This is a genomic window from Ensifer sp. LC384 (genome assembly GCF_001695865.1).
GTDB lineage: Bacteria > Pseudomonadota > Alphaproteobacteria > Rhizobiales > Rhizobiaceae > Ensifer.
Map to the genome: position 1 here is coordinate 61,999 of NZ_MBST01000006.1, position 13,376 is coordinate 75,374.

12 protein-coding genes are annotated in these 13,376 nt (G+C 63.2%); 8 read left to right on the forward strand and 4 right to left on the reverse strand.

The window, feature by feature from the left end:
- The first annotated feature begins 8 nt into the window (after positions 1–8).
- A complete protein-coding gene (locus BC363_RS07695) occupies positions 9–1,073 on the forward strand; it encodes an ABC transporter ATP-binding protein (RefSeq protein WP_065787433.1) in 1,065 nt (354 codons plus the stop codon).
- A gap of 20 nt (positions 1,074–1,093) precedes the next feature.
- Here the strand turns inward: BC363_RS07695 and BC363_RS07700 are convergent, their stop codons facing one another.
- The gene (locus tag BC363_RS07700; protein WP_065787498.1) at positions 1,094–2,134 is read right to left on the reverse strand and encodes a dipeptidase; all 1,041 of its coding nucleotides are present in this window, start codon (positions 2,132–2,134) and stop codon (positions 1,094–1,096) included.
- Positions 2,135–2,420: 286 nt separating this feature from the next.
- Between BC363_RS07700 and BC363_RS07705 the strand changes: the two genes are divergently transcribed.
- From BC363_RS07705 to BC363_RS07735, 7 genes are all read left to right on the forward strand, one after another.
- On the forward strand, positions 2,421–4,019 hold the full coding sequence (locus BC363_RS07705) for an ABC transporter substrate-binding protein (RefSeq protein WP_065787432.1): 1,599 nt from the start codon (positions 2,421–2,423) through the stop codon (positions 4,017–4,019).
- Positions 4,016–5,029, forward strand: a complete 1,014-nt coding sequence (locus BC363_RS07710) for an ABC transporter permease (RefSeq protein WP_065787431.1) — start codon at positions 4,016–4,018, stop codon at positions 5,027–5,029. The genes BC363_RS07705 and BC363_RS07710 overlap by 4 nt, the downstream gene beginning before the upstream one ends.
- Complete coding sequence (nikC, locus tag BC363_RS07715) at positions 5,026–5,928, forward strand: nickel transporter permease (RefSeq protein WP_065787430.1); 903 nt, start codon at positions 5,026–5,028, stop codon at positions 5,926–5,928. Before BC363_RS07710 ends, nikC begins: the two co-directional genes overlap by 4 nt.
- A 3-nt stretch (positions 5,929–5,931) precedes the next feature.
- The gene (locus BC363_RS07720) at positions 5,932–6,762 is read left to right on the forward strand and encodes an ABC transporter ATP-binding protein (RefSeq protein WP_065787429.1); all 831 of its coding nucleotides are present in this window, start codon (positions 5,932–5,934) and stop codon (positions 6,760–6,762) included.
- A complete protein-coding gene (locus tag BC363_RS07725) occupies positions 6,759–7,499 on the forward strand; it encodes an ABC transporter ATP-binding protein (protein ID WP_065787428.1) in 741 nt (246 codons plus the stop codon). The genes BC363_RS07720 and BC363_RS07725 overlap by 4 nt, the downstream gene beginning before the upstream one ends.
- 40 nt (positions 7,500–7,539) lie before the next feature.
- On the forward strand, positions 7,540–9,054 hold the full coding sequence (locus BC363_RS07730) for a serine hydrolase domain-containing protein (protein ID WP_065787497.1): 1,515 nt from the start codon (positions 7,540–7,542) through the stop codon (positions 9,052–9,054).
- Positions 9,055–9,141: 87 nt separating this feature from the next.
- The gene (locus tag BC363_RS07735) at positions 9,142–10,041 is read left to right on the forward strand and encodes a LysR substrate-binding domain-containing protein (RefSeq protein WP_065787427.1); all 900 of its coding nucleotides are present in this window, start codon (positions 9,142–9,144) and stop codon (positions 10,039–10,041) included.
- A gap of 88 nt (positions 10,042–10,129) precedes the next feature.
- On the opposite strand, the gene BC363_RS07740 is transcribed toward BC363_RS07735, so the two are convergent.
- The 3 genes from BC363_RS07740 to BC363_RS07750 all read right to left on the reverse strand — a co-directional run bounded on the left by BC363_RS07740 (position 10,130) and on the right by BC363_RS07750 (position 13,290).
- Positions 10,130–10,996 carry a D-amino-acid transaminase gene (locus BC363_RS07740; protein ID WP_065787426.1) on the reverse strand — a complete coding sequence of 289 codons (867 nt, stop codon included), beginning with the start codon at positions 10,994–10,996 and terminating at the stop codon, positions 10,130–10,132.
- A gap of 26 nt (positions 10,997–11,022) precedes the next feature.
- A complete protein-coding gene (locus BC363_RS07745; protein ID WP_065787425.1) occupies positions 11,023–12,081 on the reverse strand; it encodes a P1 family peptidase in 1,059 nt (352 codons plus the stop codon).
- Positions 12,082–12,273: 192 nt separating this feature from the next.
- A complete protein-coding gene (locus BC363_RS07750; protein WP_065787424.1) occupies positions 12,274–13,290 on the reverse strand; it encodes a DUF930 domain-containing protein in 1,017 nt (338 codons plus the stop codon).
- Positions 13,291–13,376 lie beyond the last annotated feature (86 nt).

Here is a 13,376-nt window from a genome sequence, read left to right on the forward strand (position 1 = left end):
AGAAAACCATGGCTACGATTTCGCTGAAAAAGGCCGGCAAGCAGTACGGCAATCTGGAGATCATCCGGGAGCTCGATCTCGACATTGCCGACGGCGAATTCGTCGTCATCGTCGGTCCGTCCGGCTGCGGAAAATCCACGCTGCTGCGGATGATCGCCGGGTTGGAAGAAACCACCTCCGGTCAGATCTTCATCGACGGCCGCGACGTAACCGCGGTCTCACCGGTCGAGCGCAAGCTTGCCATGGTGTTCCAATCCTACGCGCTCTACCCGCACATGACGGTTCGCCGCAACATGGGTTTCGGGCTCAAGCTTGCCAAGCTGCCTGCCGACCGGATCAAGGCTAAGGTCGAGGCTGCAGCCGAGACATTGAAGCTCACGCACCTGCTCGAACGCTACCCCAAGGAATTGTCAGGCGGCCAGCGCCAGCGTGTGGCGATCGGGCGAGCCATCGTTCGCGAACCGGTCGGCTTTCTCTTCGACGAGCCGCTCTCCAACCTCGACGCGGCGCTGCGCGTCGACATGCGGCTCGAAATCGCCAAGCTGCATCGCACCCTCGGCGCGACGATGATCTACGTCACCCATGACCAGGTAGAGGCAATGACGCTTGCCGACAGGATCGTGGTGATGAAGGACGGCCGCGTCATGCAGCAGGGCAGCCCGCAGGCGCTCTATCAGACGCCGGCAAACCTGTTCGTCGCCCAGTTCATCGGCAGTCCGAAGATGAACCTTCTGCCCTGCCGGCGCAGCGCAGATGGGCTCGATCTATCCGGCGAAGGCAGCATTCGATTGCCGCTGTCCGGCCCGGCAGCGCCGGCGCACCTCGGCGCCCGGCCCGAGCATCTCTCGCTGGTCTCGCCCGACAGCGGCGATTGCCGGGGCACCATCGAGGTCAGCGAATATCTCGGCGGCAACACCAGTGTCTTCGTGCGCGCCGGCAAACTCGGGCTGATCAATGTCAGCGCGCCCGCCGACACGCCCTATCGCATCGGCGAGACCGTCGGCATCCGGATCGATGCGGCGAGTTCATCGCTGTTCGACGACGCAGGCGCAGCGATCGCAGCGAACCGATAAGGCTCGCTGCGTGATCTGCCTTATGCGCCCCAGGTCGTTTCGAGCACCCGGATCCAGTTGCCGTGGCAGATTTTCGCCAGCGATGCCTCGTCGTAGCCGCGCTCGCGGAGCAGGTCGACCAGAAGCTGCAGGTCGGCGGCGTCTCGCATCGCCGCCGGGATCGTAGTGCCGTCGAAGTCCGAGCCGAGCGCGACGTGATCGATGCCGATGCGGTTGGCGATGTAGTCGATATGATCCGCCAAAAGGTCGAGGCTGGTATCCGGGTTCTTGATGCCGTCCGAACGCAGGAACAAGACGCCGAAATTGATGCCGGCGAGACCGCCCGTATCCTTGATCGCGTCGAGCTGGCGATCCGTGAGGTTGCGGCTGTGCGGGCAGAGCGCATGCACATTGGAATGGGAGGCGACCAGCGGCGCGTTGGAAAGAGACGCAATGTCCCAGAAGCCCTGTTCGTTCATGTGCGACAGGTCGACCATGATGCGCAGCTCATTGCAGGCCCGGATCAGATCCTTGCCGCTTTCAGTGAGGCCCGGACCGATATCCGGCGACGACGGGAAACGGAACGGCACCCCATAAGCAAAGATGTTCGGCCGGCTCCAGACCGGGCCAAGCGTGCGCAGGCCGGCGGCGTGCAGCACGTAAAGCGCATCAAGATCGGCGGCTAATGCTTCCACACCTTCGATGTGCAGCACCGACGCGAACACGCCGTCGGCGATCGCCTGACGGATATCGGCTGCCGAGCGGCAGATCTTCAAACGGTCGCCTGCCTGCCGCTCCAGACGCATGAGCAGGCTCGCCATGCCGAGCGTGCTCTTTAGCGCATCCTGTTGATCCGGCGTTGCGAAATCGCCATTGGCATCCTTCTGCATGTTGGGCGACGCGACATAGACGGCGCAAAGACCGCCGGCGAGCCCGCCATTCTCGGCCTTGACGAGATCGATATGGCCGCTGCCGCCGCCGTCTATGAAGCCGGCCTCTGCATCTGCCTGCCGCGAGTGCCACAAGCGCGACAGCACATCATTATGCCCATCGAAGACCGGAATTTTCGCCTGTGTGGTCAACTGGGGATCGCCTTTCAATCTTTTTGCCGGCCACGGTGGCCGGCTGCGCACGACTCAGCTCGCCGTCGCGCGCGACCATAATCACCTGACAGACCTAGGGGAAAGCCGTCCATCGGCGCAAATGCAAACCATGCATAGGCCCTGCCGAAATCGGAATTGGTAGCACCAAGCCATGTTGTGCTTAATCCGGGCCCTAACAAGGGAACACGGCTGAGGGTGAGGTGAAGTCAAAAAACCTCACAACGGCCGTTCGCATGACGTTAAGTCCGAGAAGGGGATATTTCCGATGATTTCCAGACGCAACCTGTTGATCGGCGGCGCTGCCGTACCGTTTCTGTCCTATGTCAGCCTGGTGCCGGCCTTCGCTGACACCCCGAAGGACATCCTGGTTGTCGCTCAACAGCTCGACAACATGACGAGCCTCGATCCGCATGAGAGCTTCGAGGCGGTCGGCAGCGAAATCTGCGGCAATATCTACCAGAAGCTGGTTCACCCCAACCTGGACGACGCCAACAAGGTCGACCCGATCCTGGCCGAATCCTGGGAAACGGATGCGGACAGCAAGGTCTTCACCTTCAAGCTTCGCACCGGCGCCACCTTTGCCAGCGGCGCGCCGGTGACGGCGGAAGATGCGGCCTTCTCGCTGCAGCGCGCCATCAAGATGAACAAGGGCCCGGCCTTCATCATCGCCCAGTTCGGCTTCACGCCCGAAAATGTCGAGGAGCGCATCGTCGCCGTCGACGGCTCGACGCTTCGCCTCACGCTCGAGCAGCCGGCATCGCTCGCCTTCCTGCTCTACTGCCTCTCGGCCAATGTCGGCAGCATCGTCGAAAAGAAGGTGGCACTCGAAAATGAAGTCGACGGCGACCTCGGCAATGCCTGGCTGCAGAAGAACACCGCCGGTTCGGGCGAATTCGCGCTGCAATCCTGGAAGCCGAGCGAGAGCGTCGCGCTGACGGTCAATCCGAATGGCCCCTACAAGGGCAATATCAAGCGCATCATCCTGCGCCATGTCGCCGACCCGTCGTCGCAGCTCCTGATGCTGCAGAAGGGCGACGTCGATATCGCCCGCAACCTTAGCTCCGAGCAGCTGCGCACCCTGCAGGGCGACGAGAACTACACGCTCGTTCGCAAGGGCGTCGCCTCGCTCGTGTTGATCTCGCTCAACCAGAAGCAGGCGAACCTCGCAAAGCCTGAGGTCTGGCAGGCGATCAAGCATGCACTCGACTACAAGGGCATGCAGGAAAACATCGTGCCCCTCACCCACAAGATCCACCAGAGCTTCCTGCCCGAAGGCTATCCGGGCGTTGTCAACGATGCGCCGTTCGTCAAAGACGTGGCCAAGGCCAAGGCGCTGATGGCCGAAGCTGGCCTCGAAGCCGGTTTCGACATCGTCATGGATCATTATTCGGCACAGCCCTATCCGGATCTGGCGCAGGCGATCCAGGCAAACCTCGCCGAAATCGGCATCCGCGTGCAGCTGCAGGCCGCCGAAAACCGCCAGGTGCTGACCAAGATGCGCGCACGCGAGCATCAGATGGCGCTTTCGGCCTGGGGATCGGACTATTTCGACCCGCACGCCAATGCCGACGTGTTCAACATCAACCCCGACAATTCGGATGATGCCAAGTCGCGGCCCTTCCTGTGGCGCTCGTCCTGGCAGGATGCCGAGATGGCGAAGAAGGCCGAGGCCGCCCGCGACGAGAAGGACCCGGCAAAGCGCATCGCGCTTTACGAGGAGCTGCAGCGCGCCCATATGGCGCACAGCCCCTTCGCCTTCATGCTGCAGACAACGACCACGGCCGCCTGCCGCAAGGCCGTTGCCGGCATCCGGCTCGGCACGCTGTCGGACTCCCACTCCTATGCAGAGGCGTCCAAGGCTTGAACAAACGTATCAGAAGCTTTTCCACCACGTTGAGCAGCGTCTTCCTGACGCTGCTCGGCCTGACGATCGTCACGTTCATGATCGGGCGCGTCATGCCGGTCGACCCGGTGATCGCCGCGGTCGGCGACAACGCCTCCGAGGCGGTGATCACCCGCGCCCGCATCGAGATGGGTCTGGACCAGCCGCTGATCGTGCAGTTCTTCCGCTATCTCTGGCAGTTGCTGCACGGCGATCTCGGCATGTCGATCCTGACGCGCAATCCGGTTTCGACCGATATCGCCCGGTTCTTCCCCGCAACGCTGGAGCTGGCAACGGCGGCGCTGCTTTTGTCGGCAGTAATCGGTATTCCGCTCGGCGTCTGGGCCGCCGTCCGGCAGGGCAAATTCGTCGATCAGGCAATCCGCGTCGTCTGCCTTGCCGGTCACTCCGTTCCGGTCTTCATGCTGTCGCTGATCTCGCTCTTGATCTTCTACGCCACGCTTGGCCTGGCGCCGGGACCCGGCCGTCAGGATATAATCTTCGACGGCATGATCGATCCCATCACCGGCCTTTTGACGATCGACACGCTGATATCAGGCGACTGGGATGCCTTCCGTGACGCCGTCGCGCATATGGCGCAGCCGGTCTGTATCCTCGCCTATTTCAGCATGGCCTATATCACCCGCATGACCCGGGCCTTCATGGTCGATGCGCTGAAGGGCGAGTTCGTCATCACCGCGCGCGCCAAGGGACTGTCCGCTTCGACAGTCATCTGGAGCCACGCCTTCCCGACCGTTGCCGTGCAGCTGGTGACGGTTCTGGCGCTGACCTATGCCGGGCTTCTCGAAGGTGCCGTCGTCACCGAAACGGTGTTCAGCTGGCCGGGCCTCGGCCAGTATCTGACGGTGTCGCTGATGAACGCCGACATGAACCCGGTGGTCGGAGCAACGCTGCTGATCGGCCTCATCTATGTCGGCCTCAACCTCATCGCCGACCTTCTCTATCGTGTACTGGATCCCCGCGTCCGATGATGCTTACGACCTTTCGAAACTGGGCGCTGGATGAAACGCCCGCCTCGCGCACCCAGGCCTCCTGGGGCCACCGCTATCGCATCTGGCTGAAACTCAAGTCCAACCCGCTGGCGATGATCGGACTGACGATCATCCTCGTCTTCGCCCTGCTCGCCGTGCTTGCGCCGGTGCTGGCGCCGCACGACCCGGCGATCCAGGATCTGACAAACCGGCTTGCCGCCCCGAATGCGGCGCACTGGCTCGGTACAGACGAGCTCGGCCGTGACATCTTCTCGCGCATCCTCTACGGCGGCCGCGTGACGCTCGGCATGGTCGTCGCGGTGGTTGTCCTGGTTGCGCCGATCGGCCTTGCCGTCGGCTGCATCGCCGGCTATTTCGGCGGCATCGTCGATACGGTGCTCATGCGGGTAACCGACGTGTTCCTCGCCTTCCCGCGGCTCATTCTGGCACTTGCCTTCGTCGCGGCGCTGAAGCCGGGCGTCGAAAGCGCCGTTCTCGCCATCGCGCTCACCGCCTGGCCGCCCTATGCGCGCCTGGCCCGCGCCGAAACCATGACCGTGCGCCGCAGCGATTTCATCGCCGCCTGCCGGCTGACCGGTGCTTCGCCCTGGCGCATCATCATGCGCCATGCAGCGCCGCTCTGCGTGCCGAGCCTGATCGTGCGCATCACGCTCGACATGAGCTCGATCATCATCACCGCCGCAAGCCTCGGCTTCCTCGGCATGGGCGCACAGCCGCCGTCGCCGGAATGGGGCGCGATGATCGCCACGGCCAAACGCTTCATCTTCGAGCAATGGTGGGTCGCAACCGTCCCCGGCATCGCGATCTTCCTGGTGTCGCTCGCCTTCAACTTTCTCGGCGACGGATTGCGCGATGTGCTCGATCCGAAGGGAGACTGAGCCATGCTGGTTGATATCAGAAACCTTCGCATCGCCTTCGAGAACCGCTCTTCCCGGTTCGAGGCGGTGCGCGGCGTGTCGCTTTCGCTCGGTGCGGAGAAACTCGGCATCGTCGGTGAATCCGGCTCGGGCAAGAGCCTGACGGCGCGGGCGCTGATGAAGCTGCTGCCCGCGAATGCCTTGATTTCCGCCGATCGGCTTTCCTTCGACGGCGTCGATGTGCTGAGCGCTTCGGAAAAGCAGATGCGTCAGATCCGGGGCAAGCGGGCGGGCTTCATCCTGCAGGATCCCAAATACTCGCTGAACCCGGTGATGAACATCGGCCGGCAGGTGGCAGAAGCCTGGCGCGCCCACAAGGGCGGCAGCAAGAGGCAAGCGCTCGAAGCGGCGATCCATCTTCTCGACCAGGTAAAGATCCGCAACCCGCGCGAAGTCGCCGCCGCCTACCCGCACGAGGTCTCGGGCGGCATGGGCCAGCGGGTGATGATCGCCATGATGCTGGCGCCTGATCCGGAACTCCTGATCGCCGACGAACCGACGAGTGCGCTCGACGCGACCGTGCAGGCAGAAATCCTGCGGCTGATCGAGGAGCTGGTCTCCGAGCGCAACATGGGCCTCATTCTGATCAGCCACGACCTGCCGCTCGTTTCGCATTTCTGCGATCGCGTCGCGGTGATGTATTCCGGGCGGGTCATGGAGGAACTGAAAGCCTCGGACCTGCTGAACGCCCGTCACCCCTACACGAAGGGGCTCCTCAACTGCATGCCTTCCCTTACGCATCCCAGGGACCGGCTGCCTGTTCTCAACCGCGATGCATCGTGGCTCACTGCATGATCGACGTTGAAAATCTCCGCATCAAATTCGGCGACCGCGAGGTCGTCAAAGGTGTGTCGTTTTCGGTGAGGAAGGGCGACAGCTTCGGCATCGTCGGCGAAAGCGGCTCGGGCAAGTCCACGATCCTCAGGGCAATGGCCGGACTCAACGAAAGTTGGGAAGGCCGCATCGCCTTTGGTGGAGAGGCGGCTGCGCTGAAGCGTCCGTCGGGATTCTTCCGCCGGGTGCAGATGGTATTCCAGGACCCTTACGGCTCTTTGCACCCGCGCCAGACGATCGACCGCATTCTCAGCGAATTGCCGCTGGTGCACCGCATGGACAACATCGACAAGCGCATCGTCCAGGCGCTTTCCGACGTGGCGCTGCCGCAGGCGGCCCGGTTCCGGTTTCCCCACCAGCTTTCCGGCGGCCAGCGCCAGCGGGTGGCGATCGCCCGGGCGCTGATCGCCGATCCGCAGGTGCTGCTGCTCGACGAACCGACGAGCGCGCTCGACGTTTCGGTGCAGGCGGAAATCCTCAACCTTTTGTCCGACCTTCGCGAAGCGCGAAACCTCACCTACATTCTGGTCAGCCACAACCTCGCCGTGATCGCCCATCTCTGTGGTCAGGTCGGCGTCATGCTGAATGGCGAAATGGTGGAGCAACTGAGTGCACAGGACCTTCGAGCGGGCAAGACAAGCCATGCCCATACGACGGAACTGCGTATGCTGAGCGTCGGGCTGGAAGAGCCCGCCTGACCTCGTCCCTGTCGTGACAACAAACACAATGGAAGACAACATGCCGGTACATTTCGATTGGCACGCCGCATCCGCCACCGCCGAAGGTTTCGCCAAGCAGTGGGCCGAGAACGAACCGGGCGGCGCCATCGTCGGTTTCGATGAGAGCGGCATCCGCTTTTCGCATGCGCGCGGCGTCGAAAGCCTGGCGACGCTCGCGCCGTTCTCGGCCGAAAGCGTCGTTCGTTATGCCTCGGTCACCAAGCATTTCTTCTGCGCAATGGTTCTCGGCCATGACGACATCATCAAGCTCGACGACCGGCTTGGGCAACATCTGCCCGAACTTGCCTCGCCGCTTGCCGACGTGACGGTCGGCCAGGCGCTCGACATGAGCGGCGGCCTGCCGGACACGCGCGAATGCCTGTCGCTGCTCGGCCTCTCCGTCTACACGGAAACCCAGGCCGCACCACTTCTGGCATTTCTGGCGCGTTTGCGGCGGCTGAATTTCGATCCCGGCAGCGAAGTCTCCTACTCCAACAGCGGCTATCGCCTCGTCGAGGCGGCACTGGAGCGTAAGGGCTTTGCCTTCGATGATTTCATCCAGAACGAAGTCGCCGGGCCGCTGGGCGTCACGTTCAAGGCGCCCGATGTCTGGAACGATCCGGTCGCCGGGCTGGTGCCGGGCTATTGGTACAACGGCGAACGCTGGCAGCTTTCCGCCGCCGGCCTGCATATCTCCGCTTCGGGCAGTCTGACCGGAAGCACCAATGCGCTCGCTGCCTGGCTGCAAGCATTGATGGCGGGGCGAGGCCGATACGAAGGTTTGCTGGAGAGGCTGCAGGCGACACGCTTCCTGGCGGATGGCAGGCCGAGCGGCTACAGCCTTGGCCTGCGCCTGTCGACGCTTGGTGACCGTAGCTTCGTCGGTCACGGCGGTTCACACCCCGGCTACAAGGCCTACTTCCTGCTCGCCCCGGAAAGCCGGTCGGGCTTCGTCATCGTCTCCAACCGCGAGGACACGGACGGCAACAAGATCGCACTCGAAAGCATGGCGGCGCTGACCGGCTTGCCGCTGCCGAAACCGGCAACCGGCGTTCCCGACGGCCTCTATGCAACGGAGCAAGGTCCGTGGTGGCTCGAGATCAAGGGCAGCGCCTGCACCTATCTCGATGCCGACGACACGCTCTACGATGACGGCGACGACTGGGTTTCCTCGCGCTCGGCCTCCTCGCCGATGCGGTTGCGACTGGAGGGGTCGGCGCTCGTCGGCGAGGCGGGCCATGCAGCGCGGCGGTTCCTGCCCGTCACCAAGGAACACGCGGTGCCGGCATCGTTTGCTGGAACGTGGCAATCCCCGGAGGGGGCCGAGTTCGAGATCCGCGATGGGGCGGTGCTGATGGGGGTTGGTCCGGTGCGCCATGCGATGCCGCTGACGGCGCTCGGCAACGGCCGCTTCCTTTTCACGCTCCATGATGGGCCGTGGACGAAACGGGTCTGCCTTCATGCCCTCGACGACAACAGGGTGGAACTCGTGCTCAGCCGCGCGCGGATGATGGAATACCGCCGTCGGACCTGATTTTTCTTGAAGCCAGTCGAACTGTGCCTAAAAGGGGTCAGGTTGCCGCTGCAAGGCGGTAAGTGACGCTTTTCAGGAGTGCATGCTTTGGAAATCAAGTGGCTCGAAGACTTTCTGGCGCTGGCGAGCACGCTCAATTTTTCAAAGGCAGCCGACGAACGGCACGTCACCCAATCCGCCTTCAGCCGCCGGATCAAGCAGCTAGAGGCCTGGGTTGGCGCGAGCCTGGTCGACCGCGCCACCTACCCCTCGCGGCTGACCGAGGCGGGTCAGAAATTCGTGCCGGTGGCGCAGGAGACCCTCAAGCACCTCTATCAATCGCGGCGCAACCTGCAGAAGGAAGAGGGCTCGGACGCCAAGACGATCAAGGTGACCGCGCTCCACACGCTCTCCTTCACCTTCTTTCCCGACTGGATGAACCGGATCAACAAAAAGGCCGGCCCGGTCTTCTCGCGGCTGCGCCCGGATTCCGGCAGCATGGAGGAGAACCTCAATTCGCTGGTCGACGGCTCATGCGATTTCCTCCTGACCTATGCCCATACCCAGGTGCCGCTGCTCCTGGATCCACAGGCGTTCGAACACCGCTCGCTCGGCCACGAAAAGATCATTCCGGTTTCGGCACCTGATGAAACCGGGGCGGCCGCGCACCTGCTGGAAGGCGGTGCAAAGCCCTTCCCCCATATCAGCTACGAGAAATCGTCTTTCTTCGGCCAGTTGCTGGGGGAGTTGGTCGGCGCTGACCTGCCGCCTTTTCAGCGGGTGCATGAAGGCAGCATGTCTGTCGGCCTGAAGGCGATGGCGCAGGCCGGCTGGGGCATCGCCTGGGTGCCGGAAAGCCTGATGACCACGGAGCTTGCGACCGGCGCGCTGGTGCGTGCCGCCGATCCCCGTTGGGATATCAGCGTGGAAATCCGGCTCTACCGCGCCAAGGACAACCGGCGCCCCGTCGTCGGGCGCATCTGGCAATCGCAGGAGGCGGTTGCCTAAAGCATCTTCGGGAAAAGTGCGACGCGGTTTTCGTCAGGAAGCGCTTCAGGCTCGTATGCCACCGACCAGCGCTCACACAAACCGGCCGCTAGATCGCGGTGCGGCGAGCATTCTCCAGGTAGAGTTCACGCAATCGCTTGACCATCGGCCCGGGCATGCCGTCGCCGACAGGCTTGCCGTCGATGCGCGTCACCGAAACGATAAAGTTCGACGCGCTCGTCAGGCAGGCCTCGCGGGCGCCGAGCGCCTCATCGAGCGAAAACGGCCGTTCCTCGATCGTAAGCCCCTGCTCTCGCGCCAGCTCCAATGCGGCAAGTCGCGTGCAGCCGGGCAGCGTCGCATTGCTGTTGCCGCGGGTAACGATCCTGCCGTCGTCGGTGACGATATAGGCAGTCGAAGAGGCGCCTTCGGTCACAAAACCGTCCTCGATCATCCAGGCTTCGTCGCAGCCTTCGGCCCTGGCGATACGCTTCGCCATCACCTGCGGCAAGAGACACACGCTCTTGATATCGCGTCGCGCCCAGCGCTGGTCGGCGACCGACTTGACGGAAACACCCCTGTCCACGGCGGCCACATGTTCGAGCGTCTTGACCTGGGTGAAGAGCAGCAGCGTCGGCTTGATCTCGCCTGAAAACAGGAAGTTGCGATCCTCGGCGCCCCGTGTCAGCTGCAGGTAGACCACGCCCTCGACGAGGTTGTTTTCGCGCACCAGTCGGCGCTCGATCTCGACGATCTCGGAAACGGACACCGGAAGCGGCACGTCGATCTCGCGGGCGGAGCGTTCGAGCCGCGCCATGTGCAGCGCGCTGTCGATGAGCTTGCCTTCAAGCACGGCGGTCACTTCATAGATCCCGTCGCCGAACAGGAAACCGCGGTCGAAAATCGAGAGATGCGCCGCATTCTCGGAAACGAACTCGCCGTTCAGATAAACGATACGGCCGGTCGGGTTGGGCATGGTAACTCCGTCTGAGGGAAAAGAATTCAGGAGGCTTTGTGGGCCGCGAGCCGGTCGAGCGAGATCGCTTCCACCGAACTGGCCTTACCGGTGGCGGCATTGAAGCCGCTCGTGGATTGCGCCGCGACCAGCGAATTGAGGATCGCCTCTTCGGTCGCCTCGATCGTCGCTTCGAACAGCGGCGACATCAGGTCGTTCGGGAGGTCAGGATAGCTGGCGATCGCTGCGCGCCGTTCGCGGGTGCGACGGACGGCTTCCGCAGTCGAGAATGCCAGCGCATAGTCGCCGGAACCGTTGCTGAGGGCGGCACCGGTGCGGGCAAGGCCGCCGAAGGCGCGCTCGGCCAGACGCTTGAGGTTGCGCGACGACAACGGCGCGTCGGTGGCGACGACGATGACGATGGAACCGTCGCGATCATGGCCGGAAGGCGCATCGTAGGGCTGGCCGCAGATGAGCAGGCGGCCGCCATAATTGGACTGCACCAGCACGCCGACTATAAAGGTTTCGCCCGCGGTCTTGACGCGGCGCGAACTGGTGCCGATCCCACCCTTGAGACCGAAGGCGACCGTGCCGGTGCCGGCGCCGATGGCACCCTCCTCGACCGGGCCGGGCGTCGCGGCGGCAAGTGCCTTGCCGATCTCATCGATCGTCGGGCGACCGGCGCGGATATCGTTCAGCCTGGAATCATTGGTCTCGCCGACGACCGCGTTGAGCGACACGACCTTTTCGTTGCCCGGCTGGGCCAGCGTAAAGCGGTTGATCGCCTCGATCGCCCGCCCGGTCGCCAGCGTATTGGTGAGAACGACAGGGGTTTCGAGCTCGCCCAACTCGGCGATCTGGGTCGAACCGACGAACTTGCCGAAACCGTTCAGCACCGCGAGCGCCGCCGGCACCTTGTCCTGGAACAGATTGCCCGGGTGGGGAAGGATGGCGGTGGCACCAGTGCGGATCCTGTCGCCCTCGATGACGGTCGCGTGGCCAACGGCAACGCCGACGACATCGGTGATCGCGTTCAACGAACCGGTCTCGTAAACGCCGGGACGGACTCCGAGATCGCGAAGCCTTTGACGCGTGTTTGCCGACATGTAGCCTTTTCCCCGTGCTGCCAGGTGGCGATCCGCCGCAAACGACCGTCGCCTTGTTTGGCTGGAAGCTACTCTTCCCCGCGACAAAACGGCATCTCAAAAATGGAATAGTTCTATGAGAAGTCCGCAAGACGGTGGGATACGTCTTTGCCCATCGTGGCCGCAGACCTCCGACGCCCCGACAAAACAGGTCTAGTTTGTCGGCAGCTTGCGGCTCTTCCAGGCCATCTCCGGCACGATGCCGCCGATCGCATAGCTGAACGAGATAACCTCGACCGTCTCGAGATCGACCTCGCACTTGAAGTCGACGTCGTACCAGTTGCCCTTGCTGCGATAGGCGCCGCCGCTCGCATCGATCTGATCTTTGCCGATAAACCCGCCGGATGGCCCGAAGGGCACGAGCATATCCGGAAAATCCTTTGGCCGCTGGTGGCGGATCTGCTCCAGGGCTTCGATGCTGCAGAGCTGGAGGATACGCTTCTTGACCGGCAGCTGGCCCATCGCCTGCTTGACGCGCGGATCGGCTATCGATTTGGCCGAGAACAGCTCCTTAGCCTCGACGAACCTGTCGGACGGCAATTTCGCCTTTGCCTCGGCCCTGCCCTCGGCTTCTTCGCTTTTTTCCTTGCCATCGGCGGGTTTGCGCACCGGCACCGGATCGGATTTCGGCGGCGCCTTGTCGGCATCCGCCTCGGCAGCCGGCTTCTTTTCAGCAGCGTTTTTCTCGCCGTTGGCGGTGCTCGACAGGACGGCAAGCTGCTGCGGCGCGCGCTCTTCGGTCTGCGGCTGCTTCTGCGCCTTCGCCTCTTCTTTCTCTGCCTTCTCCGCGGCATCAGCCGCAGCCGCCTTCTTCGGCTCGTTCACCACATCCTTCTTCTCGGCTTTCGCAGTCGGCGGAAGCTGAGCGACCTTGGCCTCCTGCTTGGTCTTGGCGGCGGCCGATTCGAAGGCCTGCGGCTGCTGACGAGCGGGAGCCGGCTGTGGCTTCGGCTGTTCCTTCTTCGGCTGAGCCTCCTGCTTGGGCTTCTCCTCCTGCTTGGGTTGGGGTGGAGATACGATTTCGACGCTGATGCTCTGTTCGCCCTTCGGCTTGGGCGTTTCATGCGGCAAGCGAAACAGCACGAGGAAGATCACGAGCAGGTGCAGCGCGACCGAGGTCGGCGTGCCCCATCTGATCTTCTCCCACCACTTTTCGGAAAACAGCTGCATCGCCTACGAGATAATGGACCACATGGGCGGAAGCTAGGTGTCCGCAAAATCTGACGAAATTATTGCATGGCCGGCCCGGGCTTTAA